Genomic DNA, 19,606 nt, shown 5'->3' with positions numbered 1-19,606 from the left:
CGTCGACACGCCGTCGAAACGTTGCGTCTTCGACGCGAGACGCAAATCGGCGCGCGCCATGCCGCCCCGAAGCGACGCCCGCGCATCGGCGATCGGGTAGCCGCCGCGCGCGCGTCGCGTCGCGTCGGCGGCGCGCCGGCATCCGAGCGAGCGGGGATTCCTCCGGCCGCACCCATGCGGCGATACCGGCGAGCGGCGCTGCCGATACGACCGCAACGCAAGCAACCCACACCACGAATGCAACGCGACATCGCGCAAACGCCAGACGATACGCGTCGCGCGCCGCCATGCGTCACTCACTCGCCGCTGACTCGCCCCTCACGCGCCGTTTCGCGCGACGGCGAGCCGCAGCGGCGCGAAGCGCGCGGCCATCGCCGCCATCGCGACGCACACGGCGGCCATGAAGCCCCATGCCGGCGACAGATCGGCGACGTTCTGCCGGATCACGCCCGCGACGAACGGGAAAAGGCCCGCGATCAGATAGCCGATTCCCAGGACGAATCCGGTAAGCGCGCCGGCCTCGGCCGCGCTCGGCGCGTGATCGAGCGCAACGATCAGCGACAGCGGAAACAGCGCGCCGATGCCGAGGCCGAGCAGCAGCGACGCGGGCAGCGCGAAATCGATCGGCGCCGCGATCAGCACGATCAAGCCGACGAACAGCGAAGCGATCGCGGCGAAGAGCGCGGGACGGCGATCCGTCAGGCGGTCGATGGACGCCGACACGGTGAGCCCCGCGGCGACCTCGGCGAGCGTCACGCCGCCGAGCAGCCCGCCCGCCGCTTCGGGCGACCATCCGAGCGCCACGTAATACGGCGGCAGCCACGCGAGCACGAGCGTGTACGCGCCCGTGCCGAGGCCGAAGAACGCGGCGAGCAACCATGCGCGCGCGCCGCTCGTGCGCCGCGTGGCCGAGCGCGCCTGCGCGTCGCGGGCCGCCGCGCGCGTCGCGAGCGGCCACAGCAGCGCGGCGGCGACGGCGGGCAGCGTCCAGCCGGCCAGCGCGAGCGGCCAGCCGAGCGCGTGCGACGCAAACGGCGTCGCGACGCTCGCGAACACGGCGCCGCCCATGATCGACGTCGAATAGAAGCCCATCACGCTGCCCGCGCGCGCGGCGAACTCGGCCTTGATGAAGGCGGGCAGGAGCGCCTGCACGGCCGCGATGCCGAGCCCCGCGCACAGCGCGGACGCGAGCAGCACGGCGGGTGCGCTCGCCGCGACGCGCGCCGCGCATGCGAGCCCGATCAGCGCGACGCCGAGCCATACGCCCGCGCGCACGCCGGCGCGGCGCGCGAGCCACGGCGCGCTCAGCGCCCCCGCGCCCATCAGCAGGATCGGGACGGTCGTCAGCAGGCTCGCCGCGCTGTCGGACAAGCCGGTCGCGCGCTGGATCGTATCGAGGAGCGGCCCGACCGACGCGAGCACCGGACGCAGGTTGAGGCCGACGAGGACGATGGCGGCGAGCCGCCAAGCAGGAGAAAGAAGCATGTGCATAGGAATGGAAGCGGCGCGCGTCCGGACGGCTGCCGGGTACGCGCATTGCGTATAATTGTCTCGACATCAAGATAGATTCGATCTATCTCGACGTCAAGATAACTTGGACGAACAGGAGGGGTAATGGATCGCGCAGCACATGCGGTCGAGCAATGGTGTCGCGAGCGCCCGGATCTCGACCCGTCGTCGATGATCGTGCTCGGCAGGCTGCAGGAGGCGGCGCTCGTCATCGCGCGGGACAGGCTCAACCCGCTCTTCGCGCGCTACGGCTTGCAGCCCGGCGAGTTCGACGTGCTCGCGACGCTGCGTCGCAGCGGCGCGCCGTACGCGCTGACGCCGACCGCGCTTTACGACGCCGCGATGATCTCGTCGGGCAGCATGACGAACCGGATCGATCGCATCGAAAAGGCGGGGTGGGTCGAGCGCCGCCCGAATCCGGCGGACGGGCGCGGCACGCTCGTCGCGCTGACGCCCGCGGGGCTCGCGTTGATCGACGACGCCGTCGTCGCGCACATCGACAACCAGCGGCGCGTGCTGGCCGCGCTGAGCGACACGGAGCAGCGCCGGCTCGCGAAGCTGCTCGGCAAGCTGCTGCAAGGGCAGGCCGACGGCTGACTGCACGTTGATGGGCCCGGCGGCGCGGGCGAGCCGATACGGACCGGCGCGGATCGCCGCGAATCGGCGCGAATCGGCGCGAATCGGCGCGAAATCGCCACGAAATCGCTCGAAACAGCGCGGCGCTCGATGCGCCGCTCGCGGAATGATTCGCACCACTTCGCGTTTGGCGCATCGTGAACGGATGCATGTGGCGCGCGGATGCCGGACGGAGGCGACGCAAATGCCGGACGTCGAAGGCGCATGCGATTCGGCGAGAGGAAGGAGGCAAGAAGGAGGCGAGATTGAAACGTTGAAGCGGCGTGACTGGTGACTTTTCGCGTATGCCGTCGCATTTGCGATGGCGTTCGTTGCGAGCGCGAAAAGGAGAAGCGGAAGCGGGCAGAGGATCGAGGAGGCCGGCGACGCGGCGAGCCGCGCGTGCGTCCGGCCGCCCGTCGGCGCAAGGCGTCGCACCGCACGGACGCGGCGCGACGCCGGCACGCGGTTACGGCCGCGCCGGAATGTTCAGCCCGCGCGCGACCGCCGGCCGTGCGAGAAACGCGTCGAGCACGCGCGCGACGTTCGGAAAGCGCTCGAATTCGACGAGCTCGCGCGCCTCGTAGAAGCCGATCAGGTTGCGCACCCACGGGAACGTCGCGATGTCGGCGATCGTATAGGCGTCGCCCATGATCCACTGGCGATCCGCGAGGCGGTCCTCGAGCACCGCGAGCAGGCGCTTCGCTTCGCCGACGTAGCGATCGCGCGGGCGCTTGTCCTCGTAGTCGCGGCCCGCGAACTTGTGAAAGAAGCCGACCTGGCCGAACATCGGCCCGATGCCGCCCATCTGGAACATCAGCCACTGGATCGTCTCGTAGCGGCGCGCGGGATCGGCCGGAATGAACCGGGCCGTCTTGTCGGCGAGATAGAGCAGGATCGCGCCCGATTCGAACAGCGCGAGCGGCTTGCCGCCCGGGCCGTGCGGATCGATGATCGCCGGGATCTTGTTGTTCGGGTTCAGCGACAGGAACTCGGGCGACATCTGGTCGTTCGTGTCGAAGCGCACGACGTGCGCCTCGTACGGCAGCCCCGTTTCCTCCAGCAGGATCGACACCTTGACGCCGTTCGGCGTCGGCAGCGAATAGAGCTGGATGCGCTCCGGATGCTGCGCGGGCCATTTCTTCGTGATCGGAAACTCGGAAAGATCGGACATGGATGAACTCGGTCGATGAATCGATGAAGAAGTCGCCACGCGCCCGCCCGTGATCCGCGCGGGCGGCGCGGTCCGCACAATGTAGCCGATCCCGCGCATCGTTGCTGGCGGCGGCGCGACTTCGTGATATCGCGAAATCATGCAAGCGCATTGCGCCGCGCCGGCGCTTTTGCATGGGGCGGCGGACCAGGCCGTCGCCGGACGCGGACGAAGCACGAGAGCGACGCACAAAAACGACGCACAAGCGCGCGGCACGAGGCGGCATCGCGCCGCAACGGCGAACGCGAAGCCGTCAGCGCCGCGCGTCGGCCGCCGCGTGCTCGCGCAGCACCGCGATGAACGCGCGCAGCTTCGGCGGCACGTGCTTACGGTTCGCGTAGTAGAGCCACATCGGCGGCAACGTCCGGCATGCGCCCGGCAGCACCTCGCGCAGCGTGCCGCGGCGCAGGTCGTCCTCGATCCGCTCGCGCATGAACACGAACGCGATGCCCGCGCCCGCGCGCGCGGCGTCGATCACGGCGCCCGTATCGGTGCTGACGAAGCGGCCCGCGACGTCGAGCTCGATGTCGCGGCGGCCGTCGCGCAGCGGCCATTTGTGCAGGCGCCCGCTCTTCGGAAAGCGAAAGCGGATGCACATGTGCCGCGCGAGGTCGGCGACCTTCGCCGGCGTGCCGTGCTGCGCGAGATAGCCGGGCGTCGCGACGAGCGCGCACGTGAGCGCGGGCGCGATCTTCACGCCGACCATACCGGGCTGCAGCCGGTCGGCCAAGCGTATCCCGGCGTCGAGCCGTTCCTTCACGATGTCGACGAGATGATCCTCGTAGCGGATCTCGACGCTCACTTTCGGGTAGCGGCGGAAGAATTCGGCGAGCACGTCGGCCGTGACGACCGATTTCGCGAGATGCAGCGCGCTGATCCGCAACAGGCCCTCGGGCTCGTCGCGCGCGTCGTTCAGCGCGTCGCGTGCGTCGGCGACCTGCCGGTACGGCTGCGCGGTCGCGTCGTAATAGCGCTGGCCGGCTTCCGTCAGGCTCACGCCGCGCGTGCTGCGGCTGAACAATTTGACTTTCAGCTCGCTTTCGAGCTGCCCGATCGCGAGGCTCACCGCCGCGGGCGTGAGGCCGAGCGCGGCCGCCGCGCGCGTGAAGTTGCCGTGCGTGACGACGCTGATGAACACATGCAGGCCGCCGAGCGGATCGCGTCGCAGAGTCATTAGAAAAACTTGATACGTTTGTGAGCGGAACACTGATTCTCGCAGATACCGCCGATCCTTACACTGGCTCCCAGTCGAATCGCACAAGGAGCCGCCGATGTCCACCGAACTCACGCTCGAACGCGCGCGGCGCGTCGTCGACGCCGGCGTCGCGAACGCCGCGCATCTGAACGCGGCGGGCGTCGCCGTCGCGATCGCCGTCGTCGACGCCGGCGCGCATCTCGTCGCGTTCGCGCGGATGGACGACGCGTTCATCGGCGCGATCGATCTCGCGACGCGCAAGGCCGGCACGGCCGCGCGCTTCCGGATGCCGAGCGCGTCGCTCGGCGTGTTGTCGGCCGGCGACGGGCCGATCCGCAGCATCGAGCACAGCAACGGCGGGCTCGTCACGTTCGGCGGCGGCCTGCCGCTTCTCGACGCAAACGGAAGCTGCGTCGGCGCGGTCGGCGTGTCGGGCGGCACGGTCGACGACGACGGCGCGATCGCACAGGCGTGCGTCGATGCTTTCGCCACTCTTCTCAACGCAGGACAAGGAGCAAGGACATGACTCGGAAACGCATTCTGGTGACGGGCGCAGGCTCGGGTTTCGGCCGCGAGGCCGCGCTGCGGCTCGCCGCGAAAGGCCATCACGTGATCGCGGGCGTGCAGATCGTGCCGCAGATCACCGAACTGAACGCCGAGGCCGCGCGGCGCGGGGTCGCGCTCGACGCCGTGAAGCTCGACGTGACCTCGGCGCGCGACCGCGCGCAGGCCGCGCGCTGGGACGTCGACGTGCTGCTGAACAACGCCGGCGTGGGCGAGGCGGGCGCGCTCGTCGATCTGCCCGTCGACATCGTTCGCGAGCTGTTCGAGGCCAACGTGTTCGGCCCGCTCGAGCTCACGCAGCAGGTCGCGCGCGGGATGATCGCGCGCGGGCGCGGCAAGATCGTGTTCGTGTCGTCGATCGCCGGGCTCATCACGGGCGCGTACACGGGCGCGTATTGCGCGTCGAAGCACGCGGTCGAATCGATCGCCGAGGCGATGCACGCGGAGCTCGACGCGCACGGCATCCAGATCGCGGTCGTCAATCCGGGCCCTTACAGCACGGGCTTCAACGACCGGATGATGGAGACGCCGCGCCGCTGGCTCGATCCCGCGCGCGACGCGGCGACGCCCGAGAAGCTGACGTTCCCGTTCGAGCAGTTCGACCCGCAGGAGATGGTCGAGAAGATGGTCGAAGTGACGGAAAGCGACGGCGGGCTGTTCCGCAACCTGCTGCCCGCCGCCGTCGAGCAGTTCGTGCGCGACGAGCAGACGCATGCGTGGACGCGCCGTCAGAACGACAAGCGCGGCGCGTGAGCGGACGAAGAGCGCGGCGGGCGGCGCGCTCGCCGGTGCGGGACGTCGATGCTGCGGATCAACGCTGCGGATTGCATCGGCGGTGCGATACGCGAGGGCTCGAAGCGCGCCGCGGCCGCACTGGCCGCGGCCGCACTGGCCGCGGCGCGCGCGACGACAGCCGCCCCTCGCCGCCGGCGCGCGTCGCGCGGCGGCGGATCGCCATGCCGCTCGCCGCCGTCTCGCTCAGTGCGGCTTGCGGTAACGAATCCCGTCGACCTTCGTGCTGACGCGCGTGCCCGCGCGGCCCTCGGCGATCGCGACGATATCCGCGAGCGAGCCGATCACCGCATCGTGTCCGGTCTGCCGTGCGAACTCGATCGCCGCCTGCACCTTCGGCCCCATCGAGCCGGCCGCGAAACCGAGCCGTTCGAGCTCGTCCGGATGCGCGGCCTCGATCTGCGCTTGCGTCGGCTTGCCCCAGTCGACGTACGCGCCGTCGACGTCGGTCGCGATCACGAGCAGATCCGCGCTCAATTCGCGCGCGAGCAGCGACGCGCACAGATCCTTGTCGATCACCGCCTCGACGCCCGAGAGCTTGCCGCTCGCGTCGTAGCGCGTCGGAATGCCGCCGCCGCCCGCGCAGATCACGATCGTGCCTTTCTCGAGCAGCCACTTGACCGGCCGGATCTCGAAGATGCGCCGCGGCCGCGGGCTCGCCACCACGCGGCGGAACTGGTCGCCGTCGGGCGCGATGCGCCAGCCTTTTTCCTGCGCGAGCCGCTCGGCGTCCTCGCGCGAATAGACGGGGCCGATCGGCTTGGTCGGATGCTCGAACGCCGGATCGGCCGGATCGACCTCCACTTGCGTCAGGAGCGTCGCGAACGGCGCGTCGGGCGGCAGCAGGTTGCCCATTTCCTGTTCGATCAGATAGCCGATCATCCCTTCCGTCTGCGCGCCGAGCACGTCGAGCGGATAGGGCGCGACTTCGGTATATGCCGCGCCCTGCAGCGCGAGGAGCCCGACCTGCGGCCCGTTGCCGTGCGCGATCACGAGTTCGTTGCCGGGCGCGATCTGCGCGATCTGCGCGACCGCGATCTTCACGTTCTCCCGCTGCTGGGCCTCGGTCATCGGCTGATTGCGCTGCAAGAGCGCGTTGCCGCCCAATGCGATGACGATACGCATCGTGTTTCTCCTTGAAGATGCGCGCGGCGCGGCGCCCGATGATGCATGGCGCCGCACGGTCGCGCGCGTGGGTTCGTCAGATGCCGCCGAGCGTCGATACGAGAACCGCCTTGATCGTGTGCATGCGGTTCTCCGCCTGCTCGAACGCGATGCAGCGCGGCGATTCGAACACTTCGTCGGTCACTTCGATGCCGTCCTTCAGACGCGGATAGCGCTCGGCGATCTGCTTGCCGACCTTCGTCTCGCAATTGTGGAACGCCGGCAGGCAATGCATGAAGCGCGTGCGCGGATTGCCCGTCGATTCGATCAGCTTGCGGTTCACCTGATACGGCAGCAGCGCCTTGATCCGTTCGTCCCATGCCTCGACGGGCTCTCCCATCGACACCCATACGTCGGTGTGGATGAAGTCGACGCCCTTGACCGCCTCATGCGGATCTTCGCTCAACATGATCCGCGCGCCGCTTTCGGCCGCGAACGCCTCGCATTGCGCGATGAACTCCGCAGCGGGCCAGAGCGCCTTCGGCGCGCCGATGCGCACGTCCATCCCGAGCTTCGCGCCGATGAGCAGCAGCGAGTTGCCCATGTTGTTGCGCGCGTCGCCGAGATACGCGTAGCTGATGTCGTGCAGCGGCTTGTCGCTGTGCTCGCGCATCGTCATCACGTCGGCGAGCATTTGCGTCGGGTGGTATTCGTCGGTGAGGCCGTTGAAGACGGGCACGCCCGCATGATGCGCGAGCTCCTCGACGATCTCCTGGCTGAAGCCGCGGTACTCGATCGCGTCGTACATCCGGCCGAGCACGCGCGCGGTGTCCTTCATGCTCTCCTTGTGGCCGATCTGCGACGACGCCGGATCGATGTACGTGACGTTCGCGCCCTGGTCGTACGCGGCGACTTCGAACGCGCAGCGCGTGCGGGTCGACGTCTTCTCGAAGATCAGCGCGATGTTCTTGCGCAGCAAACGCGGCTGCTCGGTGCCGCTGTACTTCGCGCGCTTGAGATCCCGCGCGAGATCGAGCAGGTAGCGCAGCTCGCGCGCGTTGTGATGCATCAGGCTCAGCAGATTGCGGTTGTGCAGGTTGAAGCTCATCTGGATTCTCCGTTGGGTGTCAGGCAGCGGCGCCAAAGCGCCGCGACGCTCGCTTCGGTGTTCGCCTCAGTAGTCGACCGGATCGCGCAGCACCGGGCAGGTCATGCAGTGGCCGCCGCCCCGGCCGCGGCCGAGCTCGCTCGAGCCGATCGTGATCACCTCGACGCCCGCCTTGCGCAGCAGCGTGTTCGTATACGTGTTGCGGTCGTAGCCGACGACGACGCCCGGCTCGACGCAGACCATGTTGTTGCCGTCGTCCCATTGCTCGCGCTCGGCCGCGAAATCGTTGCCGCCCGTCTCGACGACGCGCAGCGCCCTGAGGCCGAGCGCCTGCGCGACGACGTCGACGAACGGCTTGTCCTCGCGCTCGATCTCGATGCCGTAACGCGCGTCGCCGCCCGGGCGCAGCGAGAACGGCACGATCCGGCTCACGACGTCGGGGAAGACCGTCACGAGATCGCGGTCGCAGAAGCTGAACACGGTGTCGAGGTGCATCGACGCGCGCGAGTTCGGCAGGCCCGCGACGATCACGCGCTCGGCCGCACCCTTTTGGAACAGCGCTTGCGCGAGCTGGCCGATCGCCTGGCGCGAGGTGCGCTCGCCCATTCCGACGAGCACGACGCCGCGGCCGATCGGCATCACGTCGCCGCCTTCGAGCGTCGCCATTCCGTGATCGCGGTCGGGATCGCCGTACCAGATGTCGAACTTCGCGTCGGCGAACGCCGGATGGAATCTGTAGATCGCGGCGACGAGGAGCGTTTCCTGCCGGCGCGCGGGCCAGTGCATCGGATTGAGCGTGACGCCGCCGTAGATCCAGCATGACGTGTCGCGCGTGAACATCATGTTCGGCAGCGGCGGCAGCACGAACGACGATTTGCCGAGATAGTCGCGGAACAGCGTGAGCACCTTCGAGCGCTCGGCGCCCGGGATGTCGCTCGCCGCGACGCCGCCGATCAGGAACTCGGCGAGCGTGCGCGGCTCGAGGCCCTCGAGCCACGCGCGCACTTCGTCGACGAGGCCGATGCCGACGCTGTCGGGCGTGATCTTGCGGTCCAGTATCCACTTGAGCGCGGCCGGATTCTTCACGGTCTCGGTCAACAGGTTGTGCATCTCGAGCACTTCGACGCCGCGCTCGCGCATCTTCGACACGAAGTCGAAATGGTCGCGCTTCGCCTGGTTCACCCACATCACGTCGTCGAACAGCAGCTCGTCGCAATTGCTCGGCGTGAGCCGCTGATGCGCGAGCCCCGGCGAGCAGACGAGCACCTTGCGCAGTTTGCCGACTTCGGAGTGGACACCGACTTGAGGGATGGCGTTGGTCATGTTGGTTACCTCTTCGATCAAAGGGTGATGAGCCCGCTATGGAGCGCGTAGGCCGCGAACACCGCGGCGGCGGACGCCGCCGCGAAGATCAGCTTTTCGACGGCGGTGAAGACCGGCTTGCCGAGCTCGCGCTTCGCCTTCGCGAAGAAGAGCGCGCCCGGCGCATAGAGAAGGGCGGACAGCAGCAGATACTTGGCGCCGCCCGCGTACAGCAGCCACACTGCGTAGAGCACGGCGAGCGCGGCGACGAAGCCGTCCGTGCGGCGCGCGCGGGCGTCGTTCTCGTAGGTCTCGCCGCGCACGGCGAGAAGGAGCGCGTAGGCGGCCGACCAGAAGTACGGGATCAGGATCATCGACGTCGCGAGATAGATCAGCGACAGATAGGTGCTTTGCGAGAACAGCGTGATCAGCAGGAACACCTGGACGAGCGCGTTCGTGAGCCAGAGCGCGTTGGCGGGCACGTGGTTCGCGTTCTCCTTGCGCAGGAACGCGGGCATCGTGTGGTCCTTCGCGGCCGAGAACATGATCTCCGCGCAAAGCAGCACCCACGACAGCAGCGCGCCGGCGAGCGACACGACGAGGCCGACGCTGATGAGCACGGCGCCCCAGTGGCCGACGACGTGCTCGAGCACGGCCGCCATCGACGGGTTCTGCAGCTTCGCGAGCTGCGGCTGCGTCATGATGCCGAGCGACAGCACGTTGACGAGCACGAGCACGAGCAGCACGCCGACGAAGCCGATCACGGTCGCGCGCCCGACGTCGCTGCGCTTCTCCGCGCGCGCCGAGAAGATGCTCGCGCCCTCGATGCCGATGAAGACCCAGACCGTCACGAGCATCATGCTGCGGACCTGGTTCATCACCGAGCCGAGCGACGGGTTCGCGCGGCCCCAGATGTCGGCCCTGAACACGTCCAGCTTGAACGCGAAGAAGCAGATCAGGATGAATACCGCGAGCGGGACGATCTTCGCGACGGTCGTGACGAGGTTGATGAACGCCGCTTGCCGGATGCCGCGCAGCACGAGAAAGTGCACGGCCCACAGCAGCACCGACGCGCCGGCGATCGAGGCGGGCGTGTTGCCTTCGCCGAACACCGGAAAGAAGTAGCCGAGCGTCGAGAACAGCAGCACGAAGTAGCCGACGTTGCCGAGCCACGCGCTGATCCAGTAGCCCCACGCGGACGAGAAGCCCATGTAGTCGCCGAAGCCCGCCTGCGCGTATGCGTACACGCCGCCGTCGAGCTGCGGCTTGCGGTTCGCGAGCGTCTGGAACACGAACGCGAGCGTGAGCATGCCGACCGCGGTGATCGCCCAGCCGATCAGGATCGCGCCGGCTTCGGCCGTGGCGGCCATGTTTTGCGGCAGCGAGAAGATGCCGCCGCCGATCATCGATCCGACGACGAGCGCGGTCAGCGCGCCGAGTCGCAGCTTGCTCGCGGCGGGTTTCGCCGCGACGTCTTGAATCACTTCAGCCATGATGTTTCCTCGCAGTCGCGTTGTTGCAAAATCGCGGCGCGCACGCGGCCATCGCGCTTCCGCCGGGGCGAAAGCGCGCGGCGGTCTGCCGCTGGCATGCGCGTATCCGGCGGAACGCGCGTCGTTAGAAATCCGAAAGTGCGTGCTCGATCGAGCGTTATCGGCGGAGTGTCGTCATCGGTCCGCTCCCGGGTTGTTGCGCGCGGGCTTCGCGTTGACGCCGCGCCTCGGCGGCGTCGCTGCGGTCCCAGAACGAAAAGAGCCAGACGCCGATCCGGCGCCGCTTCCAGTACATGCCGTGCAGGCGGCGACGAATTTCGGCGAGCGCACCCCAATTGGCGCTGTCCATGTCGATCAGCGCGCTCGGCCGCGGGCCCGATTGCCCGATGAATTGAATGTCGGTGAATTTCTTTCCGGTGTATTTGAATAGAAAAGCCTGCAGCTCTTCTCGCGTGACTCCCGGTTGAATATTTTCGATACAGATTCTCATCATGCTTCCTGCTTTTAGGTTCGAATCCGCTCTCGATCGCTTTTGGCGGTCGAATTTCCGCGTGTGCCTGAATCGGACGGTCTATCCGGATTCACACACCCGAAACGAGCCGATCGAAGCCATTCAAAATCCGTCAAATTCGGTATTTGAATTTGCTTTCGTCGATTCAATTCTTCCCGATTGCATAACAATTGAAAACAATTTAAACGGCACTTTATGTCATGGATCAAAAAACGTCGGAAGGCCTCCGGACAGTGTGCAAATGGTGCTGGGAACGGAGTGCATGTCGCTGTCTTTCATGCTCTCGATGAGCGCTTGATCGCCGGCGCCAGTCGCGATTACCTTCATTCGACGCAATTCCATCTTGCTGAAATCGTAATTGACCGCAGGTCGCCGGAAGCGCGCGCGCGAACGCGTGCGCGCCGTGCGCTGGCGCGCGATCGCATGTGGTGCGTGCGCGCCGAGCGGGACGCTTTCGGGAGCGAATCGTGACGAATATGTGACGATGAAGACGCGCGCGTATGTCGTCACGCAATGAAAGCGACGCGCGCAATGCATTCATCGTTTTTTTCTCGGCGCCTTGCGGCTGACGAGTAGCGACGCGCGCGGCGGCAATCGCCCGAGCGGCAAGTCGAATTGCGCGACCGGCGCAGTGCCGCTCGAACGGAATGCGTAATCGAATTCAACACACCGAATTCAACGCGCCGAATTCAACGCGCCGAATTCAACGAGGGTATGACGTGTCGGCGTCCGATGACGTCGGCGCGGCGTGCGGTCCGATGCGGCGACGCGTACGCGCCCCTATGCGTGCGATATCGTTCATGCGTTTCGCCGCTCGGAAACGGCGAAGCGGCGAAGCGGCGAAGCGGCATCGGCCGGCGAACAGTCACGCATCGCTCGACGCGGCGCGGTGCGCATTCGCGCATCACGCCCGGCCGGCCGTCGTATGCGCCGCTCGACACGCCGACTTACGCGTGAACTCACGCGCCACCTTCGCGCCGCGCCGCGCCCGCAGGCGCGATCCATTGCCCGATCACGCCGAGCGCGTCGTAGATCAGCACCGCGAGCAGTGCGACGACGACGCCGCCTTGCAGCACGAACGCGGTATTCGATGTTTGCAGCCCTGCGATGATCACGTCGCCGAGCCCCTTGGCCGCGACGGTCGAGCCGATCGTCGCGGTGCCGAGATTGATGACGACGGCGAGCCGGATGCCGTTCAGGATCACCGGAAACGCGAGCGGCAGCTCGACCCACGCGAGCCGCTGCAGCGCGCTCATGCCCATCCCGCGCGCGGCGTCGACGGCGTCGGCGGGCACGTCCTGAAGGCCCGCGATCGTGCTTTCGAAGATGGGCAGCAGCCCGTACAGGATCAGCGCGATCAGCACGGGCTTCACGCCGAAGCCGACCGCGGGCACCGCGAGCGCGAGCACCGCGACGGGCGGGAAGGTCTGCCCGATGTGCACGACGCTGCGCGCCACCGGCAGGAATTCGGCGCCCGCGCGCCGCGTGACGAAGATTCCGGCGGCGAGCGCGCATATCGCGCCCGCCGCGCTCGCGACCGCGACGATCGCGAGATGCGAGAGCGTCAGGTCGAAAAGGCTTGCGCGCCGGTAAATCGCGGGGGCGCCGTTGTCGGCGAACGGCGCGAACAGCGGCTCGAGCCAGTCGGGCCGGGCGAGCAGCACGGCGAGCGCCGCGAGCGCGGCGATGCGGGCGAGCGCGAGGCCGACGCGGCGGCTCGCGGCGCCGATCGCGCACGCCGCGCCGGTCTTGCCGGTTGCTTTGGCGGCGTTCATCGTGCGCCTCATGCCGGCCGCTTCGCCTGCGCGACGATCGCGGCGAGCGTGATGCGCGTCGTCACGGTGCCGTCGGCGCTCGACACGGGCAGCGCGGGAACGCCGCGCCACAGCAGCTCGGAGATCGCGTCGCGCAGCGTGAGCGCGCCGGAGATCGGCTCGCCGGGCGCCGCGCCCGGCTCGGCGAGCGCGTCGACGCGCGTGAGCGCGAGAAGCCGCAGCGGCCGGTCGAGGCCCGCGACGAGCCGCTCGACGACGCCCGGCTGCGGCCTGCCGAGAATCTCGGCGGGCGGGCCTGCCTGCAGAATGCGCCCCGCGTCCATCACCGCGATCTGATCGCCGAGCCGCAGCGCCTCGTCGATGTCGTGCGTGACGATCACGATCGTGATCCTGAGCCTGCGCTGCAGCGCGACGAGATCATCCTGCGCCTTGCCGCGGATGATCGGATCGAGCGCGCCGAACGGTTCGTCCATCAGCAGGATGGCGGGCTCGGCGGCAAGCGCGCGCGCGACGCCGACGCGCTGCTGCTGGCCGCCCGACAGCTGATGCGGCAGCTTGCGCGCGTACGCGTCGTAATCGAGCTCGAACAGCTCGAGCAGCTCGCGCACCCGAGCGTCGATGCGCGCCGCGCGCCAGCCGAGCAGGCGCGGCACCGTCGCGACGTTGCGCGCGACCGTCCAGTGCGGAAACAGGCCGTGCCCCTGGATCACGTAGCCGATGCCGCGCCGCAGCGTCTCGGCGGGCACGCTCGCGGTATCGACGCCGCCGACGCGAATCGTCCCGCTCGTCGGCGCGATCAGCCGGTTGATCATCCGCAGCAGCGTCGACTTGCCGCTGCCCGACGCGCCGACGAGCGCCGTCACCGTGCCGCGCGCGACCGCGAGCGACACGTCGTCGACCGCGACGACGGGCGGCACGCCCCGCGAGGCGGCATCGCCGAAAAGCCGGCTCACGCGTTCGATCTCGATCATCGGCGCGCTCCTTTCGCGATCTCGGTCGCGGCCTCGAACAGCACGGCGGTGACGAGCGCGAGCGCGATCGTCGGCAGCGCGCCGAGCAGCACGAGATCGGTCGCCGACTGGCCGATGCCCTGGAAGATGAACGTGCCGAAGCCGCCGCCGCCGATCAGCGCGGCGACGGCGGCCAAGCCGATGTTCTGCACGAGCACGATGCGCACGCCGGACAGCACGACGGGCAGCGCGAGCGGCAGCTCGACCGCGACGAGCCGCTCGCGGCCCGTCATTCCCATCGCCTGCGCGGCCTCGACGACGGCGGCGCTCACTTGCGCGAAGCCGACGACGACGCTCGACACGATCGGCAGCAGCGCGTACAGGAAGAGGGCGATCAGCGCGGGCGCGACGCCGATGCCGCTCACGCCGAGGCGGGCGGCGAGCGGCACGCGCGCGGCGAGGATCGCGAGCGGCGCCATCAGCAGGCCATACAGCGCGATGCTCGGGATCGTCTGCACGACGTTCAGGAGCGGCATCAGCGCGCCGCGCAGCGCGGCCGAGCGCGTGCAGCCGATGCCGAGCGGCACGCCCGCCGCGACGGCCGCCGCGACCGAGCCGGCGACGAGCGCGAGGTGGCGGGCCGCCTCGCTGCGGAACGTGTCGGCGCGCACCGCGTATTCCTGCATCACCGACAGCCCGTCCCAGAAGCCGCCATGGATGAACGCCGCGAGCGCCGCGATGGCGGCCGCGAGCGCGACGAGGCGCGTGCCCGGCGCGAGCGCGATGCGGGCGAGCGCGTCGGCGATCAGCACCGCGAACGCGAACAGCAGCAGCCATGCGCCCGATGCGGGCGACACGCGCGCGAGCGGCGTGTCCGGCGTGACGAGATGCGCGGGCGCGTCGCCGACGGCCACGCACAGCGCGAGCACGAGCGCCGCGCCGACGGCGGCGCGCAGCGTCGCGCGGCTGCGCACGAGCGCGAAGAGCGCGCCCGCCGCCCACAGCGCGTCGAGCGCGCCGGCCTCGAGTGACGGAAACACCGCGCCGGGCGCGAGCCCCGCGCCCGCCGCGATGCGGTTCGCGCGCAGCGTGACGAATGGCTCGACGAACGCCGCGTACGCGACGAGCGCGGCGATCAGCACGCCGACCTTGTCGATGCGCGCGGCCCACGCCGGCAGCGCGCGCGGGCGCGGCGCGGGGGCGGACGCGCCGGCCCCGCGCGCCGTGCGCGCCGTCATTTGACGAAGCCCTTCGCTTTCAGATAACTCGCCGCGACGCTCGCGGCCGGCTCGCCGTTGATCTGGATTCGCGCGTTGAGCGTCTGCAGGGTCTTCAGATCGAGGCTCGCGAAGACCGGCTTCAGATAGTCGGCGATCTGCGGATGCGCCTTCAGCACCGCCTCGCGGACGATCGGCGTCGGCGCGTAGACGGGCTGCACGTGCTTGTCGTCGTCGAGGACGGTGAGCCCCGCGGCCGCGATGCCGCCGTCGGTGCCGTAGACCATCGCGGCGTTCACGCCGTCCGTCTGCTGCGCGGCGGCCTTGATCGTCGCGGCGGTGTCGCCGCCCGACAGCACGAGCATCTGCTCCGGCTTCAGCTTGAAGCCGTACGCCTTCTCGAACGACGGCAGCGCGGACGCGCTGTTGACGAACTCGGCCGACGCGGCGAGCTTCACCTTGCCGCCCGCGCCGACCCACTTGCCGAAGTCGCCGAACGTCTTCAGATGCTGCGACTGCGCGACCGAGCTCAGCACCGCGACGCCCCACGTATTGTTCGCCGGCGCGGGCGCGAGCCAGACGATCCGGTTCGCCGCGTAGTCGAGCCGCTTCGCGAGCGCGTAGCCTTGCGCGGCGTTCTTCCACGCGGGATCGTCGGCCTTGTTGAAGAAGAACGCCGCGTTGCCGGTGTATTCCGGATAGATGTCGATTTCACCCGTGGTCAGCGCCTTTCTGACGATCGGCGTCGCGCCGAGCCCGATCTTGTCGACGACGGCGATGCCGTGCGCCTTCAGCACCTGCGCGATCACGCTGCCGAGCAGGTTGCCTTCGGTGTCGATCTTCGAGGCGACCGTGACCGCGTCGGCGGCATGCGCGCCGGGCGCGGCGCAAACGAGCGGGACGGCGGCTGCGGCGGCGGCCGCGACCGCGCGCAGGGAACGGCTGAAACGGGGGATTCTCATCGGGGCGGCACTCCTGTCGTGCAACGGGCGAACGGATGAACGGATGCGATAGCGTCCGTGCGCCCGGGCGGCGGGGTTCGGCCAGGGGCGAAGCGGGGGCCGATCGCAGACGGCAGGGGTTCAAGGTACTTGAGCGGGCGCGCTTTGGCAAACGAGGGCGCGTTCGGCCGAATCCGAAACAATCGTTTTGGACTGCGCATTTCCTCATGCGTGGCGATACAATGCGACGGACGGCGCAGCGCACGCAACGGATATTGCACTGCACCGTCGTTCGTCGTTTTCGTGTCGTTTCGAGCCGCTTTTCCGCCGATTGCCGTCTACGTCAAGGAGCGTCCATCGTGAGCAGCGATTCCCACACGGCGCCACAGCCCGCGCCGCAAAACATCTACGACGACGCATCGTTCTTCGCAGGCTACCGCACGCTTCGCCAAGGCGACACCGGCCTGAACGGCGCACTCGAATTTCCCGCACTGAAGCGCCTGTTGCCCAACCTCGCGGGCCTGCACGTGCTCGACCTCGGCTGCGGCTTCGGCGATTTCGCCCGCTACGCGCGTGCGCACGGCGCCGTGTCGGTGACGGCCGTCGACGTGTCGTCGCGAATGCTCGACGAGGCGCGCGCGCGCACCGCGGACGATGCGATCACCTATCTGCAGCGGTCGATCGAGACCTATCACGCGGCGACGCGCGCGTTCGATCTCGTCGTGTCGTCGCTCGCGCTGCATTACGTCGAGGATTACACCGGCGTCGTCGCGCGGACCTACGACGCGCTGCGCTCGAACGGCCGCTTCGTGTTCTCGGTCGAGCATCCGATGTGCACCGCGTATCCGCACGGCTGGGTGCGCGATGACGACGGCCACAAGCAGCACTGGCCCGTCGATCGCTACCGGCAGGAAGGGCGGCGCGACACGCGCTGGTTCGTCGACGGCGTGGTCAAGTACCACCGGACGGTCGAGACTTACGTGAACACGCTGCTGAAGGCGGGCTTCACGCTCACGCACCTCGGCGAGCCGGCGCCGATTCCCGACGCGCTCGCCGTGCGGCCCGATCTCGAGGCGGACTGCCGGCGGCCGCCCGTGCTGTTCCTGGCGGCCACGCGGGCGGGGAGTTGAGCGGCGGTTGCGGTAGAAGTCGCGGCGAAGCGCGGCTGCGTGCGGCGAGCGGCCGCGGCAGCCCTTGCGCCCCCATTCCTCGCGCGCGCTCGACGCGCGGAGTGCCGCCGTGACGGCACGGCGCACGCCTGAAACGGTAGAACGGCGGGCCCCGCGCGCATCGGCGCTTTCCGCCCGATCGCCTGCCGCCGTTCCGCCATGGCCGTGCGATCCGCGCCCGATTTAAGGCGCGCCGGCGCGCACTCGCCCGGCGACGCTCGCGCAAGCCGATGGAAATGTCGTGAGCCGGCGGTCGCCGCGATTTCGTCCAGCCGGCGATCGTTCGCGGCGGCGCGCGGCTTCGCCCGGCGGCAAGTGGCTGCTGGCTGCCGCCCGGTCAACGTCGGCATCGCGGCCCTCCCTGACATGATCCACGCGGAAGAACCCATGCATCCGACCGATTCCGCCGCCTCTTCGCGCGCGCGGGCGCTCTTCGACTGCGGCGACGTCCGCGCGATCGCGCTCGTAGCCGACGACATCCCCGCGATCCAGGCCTTCTTCGAACGCAACCCCGAATATTTCCGCGACACGGCAGGCGCGCCGCCCGCGCCGGACGAAGCGGCTGTCGAATACGCGGGAATGCCGTCCGCCGAATGGGGCTGCACCGCCAAATGGGCGATCGGCTATCGGCCGGCCGCGAATGCCGGCGTCGGCGCGCCGCTCGTCGCTTTCGCGACGCTCTTCGCCGACATGTTCGCGCCCGGCGTGTGGCACGTCGATCTCTTCATCGTCGAGACGGCGCGGCACGGGCAGGGCGTCGCGCGTTGCCTCTACGCGGCGCTCGAGGCGTGGACGCGGGCGCGGGGCGCGCGCTGGCTGCGGCTCGGCGTCGTCAGCGGCACGCCCCGCGCCGAGCGCTTCTGGACGCGTTCGGGGTACGGCGAAGTGCGCACCCGCTCGAACGTCCCGATGAAAGACGCGGTGCGCACGATTCGCGTGATGGTCAAGCCGCTCGACGGCGGCGACGTGAGCGCATATCTCGATCTCGTCGCGCGCGACCGCCCGGAAGCGGCCTGACGCCGCGCGCGCCGGCCGGATCGACGGCCACACGATCAGAGCGGACCGTCGGCCGCCGCCCGCCCCGAATCGCGTTCCTTGGCCGGCGACACGGATTCGATTCGCGCCCCGTACCTCATCGCTCAATAGCGCCCGGATCATCTTGACCTGATTACACGAAAGGCAAGATGTAAAACGCCTGAGCGCATTTCATCGAATGTAAGCGTCCCTTGGCGTTTCTGCGGCGCCGGGCGCTCCAAGAGCGCCCGTTGCGCGACCGCATTATCGATGGCCAGCGACGAGAGCGCCGACTCACGCCCGACGCCTGCTCTGACGATAATGAACGTGTGGTGTCGATGACGCCGTTCGGACTGGACGCCGGCTGGTGAATTACGGCGAAACGTGCATGTATGGATTCGTCGTTAGCGCACCGGTGATGCCGCACCCGCCAGATAGAGCGACATTATTCAGGCCGATTACGGTTTCGCCATCGGCTTCGCGTATTTGCGTCACGACTTTACTGGGGCCGCATTGTCCGCCCACTAGCGGTGCGTTGACGTTGACTGACACGTTATCGAGCGTCAATTGATTGGGGCCATCGACTTGACCACTCCAGGGTGACGTCACGCTTGCGTTGGCCTTAACGACCTTGCAAAGCGCAGATCCGCTGAAATTTGCACTGGTGACCAGGAGTTTGCCCGCGCCGTCGATCGTGCCGGTAAATACGATCGTGCATCCGATTGGAATACCCGCTTTACTGACGGTGGCCGGCCCGCTTGCGGTAAAAGGCATCGGCGCTCCTGCGCTGCCGGGCGGAGTGATGACCACCGCTTGCGAGACGGAAGTCGAGAGTAGTGCCGCGCATGCCGCCGCGGTGGAGAGCATTCCTTTGAGCTTCATGATTTATCTTCCTCGATATGAGAATGGGATTCGGCGCCACTCTCGATTGACGAGCACGTTCAATCCATCATCCGGCCGCCCAAGGGGAGCAATGAAAATTGACGGCAATCAATTTACTGAAAATGCGGCGTCTTGCGTGAATGGCGACAAAACCAATTCGACTTAGATTGGGTAAGCCACTAATATATGAATCGCCTCTATAGTTAATCAACAAATCATTGATTACATAATTTCATCCTGGTTTTGTGTAAT

The 19,606-nt window shown here is 68.4% G+C and carries 19 protein-coding genes; 5 read left to right on the top strand and 14 right to left on the bottom strand.

From position 1 onward, the window contains the following. Positions 1–318 precede the first annotated feature (318 nt). Positions 319–1,491: an MFS transporter gene (locus X946_RS00505; protein ID WP_038743013.1), complete on the bottom strand. Its 1,173-nt coding sequence runs from the start codon at positions 1,489–1,491 to the stop codon at positions 319–321. A gap of 123 nt (positions 1,492–1,614) precedes the next feature. On the opposite strand from X946_RS00505, the gene X946_RS00500 reads away from it, so the two are divergent. Next, the gene (locus X946_RS00500; protein WP_038743011.1) at positions 1,615–2,106 is read left to right on the top strand and encodes a MarR family winged helix-turn-helix transcriptional regulator; all 492 of its coding nucleotides are present in this window, start codon (positions 1,615–1,617) and stop codon (positions 2,104–2,106) included. Between the two features lie 487 nt (positions 2,107–2,593). Here the strand turns inward: X946_RS00500 and X946_RS00495 are convergent, their stop codons facing one another. Further along, complete coding sequence (locus X946_RS00495) at positions 2,594–3,298, bottom strand: glutathione S-transferase C-terminal domain-containing protein (protein WP_038743008.1); 705 nt, start codon at positions 3,296–3,298, stop codon at positions 2,594–2,596. A gap of 292 nt (positions 3,299–3,590) precedes the next feature. Next, positions 3,591–4,511, bottom strand: coding sequence for a LysR family transcriptional regulator (locus X946_RS00490; protein ID WP_038743007.1), 921 nt, complete (start codon positions 4,509–4,511; stop codon positions 3,591–3,593). A 97-nt stretch (positions 4,512–4,608) separates the two neighbouring features. Between X946_RS00490 and X946_RS00485 the strand changes: the two genes are divergently transcribed. Together X946_RS00485 and X946_RS00480 are read left to right on the top strand one after the other, a co-directional pair. Further along, positions 4,609–5,058, top strand: a complete 450-nt coding sequence (locus X946_RS00485; protein ID WP_038743005.1) for a GlcG/HbpS family heme-binding protein — start codon at positions 4,609–4,611, stop codon at positions 5,056–5,058. Then, positions 5,055–5,849, top strand: a complete 795-nt coding sequence (locus X946_RS00480) for an SDR family oxidoreductase (RefSeq protein ID WP_038743003.1) — start codon at positions 5,055–5,057, stop codon at positions 5,847–5,849. Before X946_RS00485 ends, X946_RS00480 begins: the two co-directional genes overlap by 4 nt. A gap of 225 nt (positions 5,850–6,074) precedes the next feature. Here the strand turns inward: X946_RS00480 and arcC are convergent, their stop codons facing one another. From arcC to osmF, 10 genes are all read right to left on the bottom strand, one after another. Continuing rightward, entirely contained in the window at positions 6,075–7,013 is a 939-nt protein-coding gene (arcC, locus tag X946_RS00475; protein WP_038743001.1) for a carbamate kinase, read from the bottom strand. A gap of 76 nt (positions 7,014–7,089) precedes the next feature. Then, on the bottom strand, positions 7,090–8,100 hold the full coding sequence (locus X946_RS00470) for an ornithine carbamoyltransferase (protein ID WP_038742999.1): 1,011 nt from the start codon (positions 8,098–8,100) through the stop codon (positions 7,090–7,092). A 66-nt stretch (positions 8,101–8,166) separates the two neighbouring features. Continuing rightward, a complete protein-coding gene (arcA, locus tag X946_RS00465; protein ID WP_038742997.1) occupies positions 8,167–9,423 on the bottom strand; it encodes an arginine deiminase in 1,257 nt (418 codons plus the stop codon). A 17-nt stretch (positions 9,424–9,440) separates the two neighbouring features. Further along, entirely contained in the window at positions 9,441–10,895 is a 1,455-nt protein-coding gene (arcD, locus tag X946_RS00460) for an arginine-ornithine antiporter (protein WP_052144961.1), read from the bottom strand. A gap of 157 nt (positions 10,896–11,052) precedes the next feature. Continuing rightward, a complete protein-coding gene (locus X946_RS00455) occupies positions 11,053–11,385 on the bottom strand; it encodes an RNA-binding protein (protein WP_038743315.1) in 333 nt (110 codons plus the stop codon). Between the two features lie 219 nt (positions 11,386–11,604). Continuing rightward, positions 11,605–11,943, bottom strand: coding sequence for a hypothetical protein (locus X946_RS32920; protein ID WP_152611592.1), 339 nt, complete (start codon positions 11,941–11,943; stop codon positions 11,605–11,607). A gap of 422 nt (positions 11,944–12,365) precedes the next feature. Further along, on the bottom strand, positions 12,366–13,193 hold the full coding sequence (locus X946_RS00445) for an ABC transporter permease (protein WP_038742993.1): 828 nt from the start codon (positions 13,191–13,193) through the stop codon (positions 12,366–12,368). Next, on the bottom strand, positions 13,190–14,152 hold the full coding sequence (locus X946_RS00440; protein WP_038742991.1) for an ABC transporter ATP-binding protein: 963 nt from the start codon (positions 14,150–14,152) through the stop codon (positions 13,190–13,192). The genes X946_RS00445 and X946_RS00440 overlap by 4 nt, the downstream gene beginning before the upstream one ends. Then, positions 14,149–15,369, bottom strand: a complete 1,221-nt coding sequence (locus X946_RS00435; protein WP_038742988.1) for an ABC transporter permease — start codon at positions 15,367–15,369, stop codon at positions 14,149–14,151. Before X946_RS00435 ends, X946_RS00440 begins: the two co-directional genes overlap by 4 nt. Next, positions 15,366–16,310 (bottom strand): glycine betaine ABC transporter substrate-binding protein OsmF, encoded by a 945-nt coding sequence (osmF, locus tag X946_RS00430; protein ID WP_038742985.1) that lies wholly within the window; start codon positions 16,308–16,310, stop codon positions 15,366–15,368. The genes X946_RS00435 and osmF overlap by 4 nt, the downstream gene beginning before the upstream one ends. Positions 16,311–16,648: 338 nt before the next feature. Between osmF and X946_RS00425 the strand changes: the two genes are divergently transcribed. After that, positions 16,649–17,419, top strand: coding sequence for a class I SAM-dependent methyltransferase (locus tag X946_RS00425; protein WP_038742983.1), 771 nt, complete (start codon positions 16,649–16,651; stop codon positions 17,417–17,419). Positions 17,420–17,845: 426 nt separating this feature from the next. Beyond that, a complete protein-coding gene (locus tag X946_RS00420; protein ID WP_038743313.1) occupies positions 17,846–18,475 on the top strand; it encodes a GNAT family N-acetyltransferase in 630 nt (209 codons plus the stop codon). Positions 18,476–18,844: 369 nt separating this feature from the next. On the opposite strand, the gene X946_RS32915 is transcribed toward X946_RS00420, so the two are convergent. Next, positions 18,845–19,354 (bottom strand): activator protein, encoded by a 510-nt coding sequence (locus X946_RS32915; protein ID WP_145986769.1) that lies wholly within the window; start codon positions 19,352–19,354, stop codon positions 18,845–18,847. Between the last annotated feature and the right edge of the window lie 252 nt (positions 19,355–19,606).

This window comes from Burkholderia sp. ABCPW 111, from assembly GCF_000773065.1.
GTDB lineage: Bacteria > Pseudomonadota > Gammaproteobacteria > Burkholderiales > Burkholderiaceae > Burkholderia > Burkholderia savannae.
This window is presented reverse-complemented; position numbering and strand designations above follow the sequence as displayed.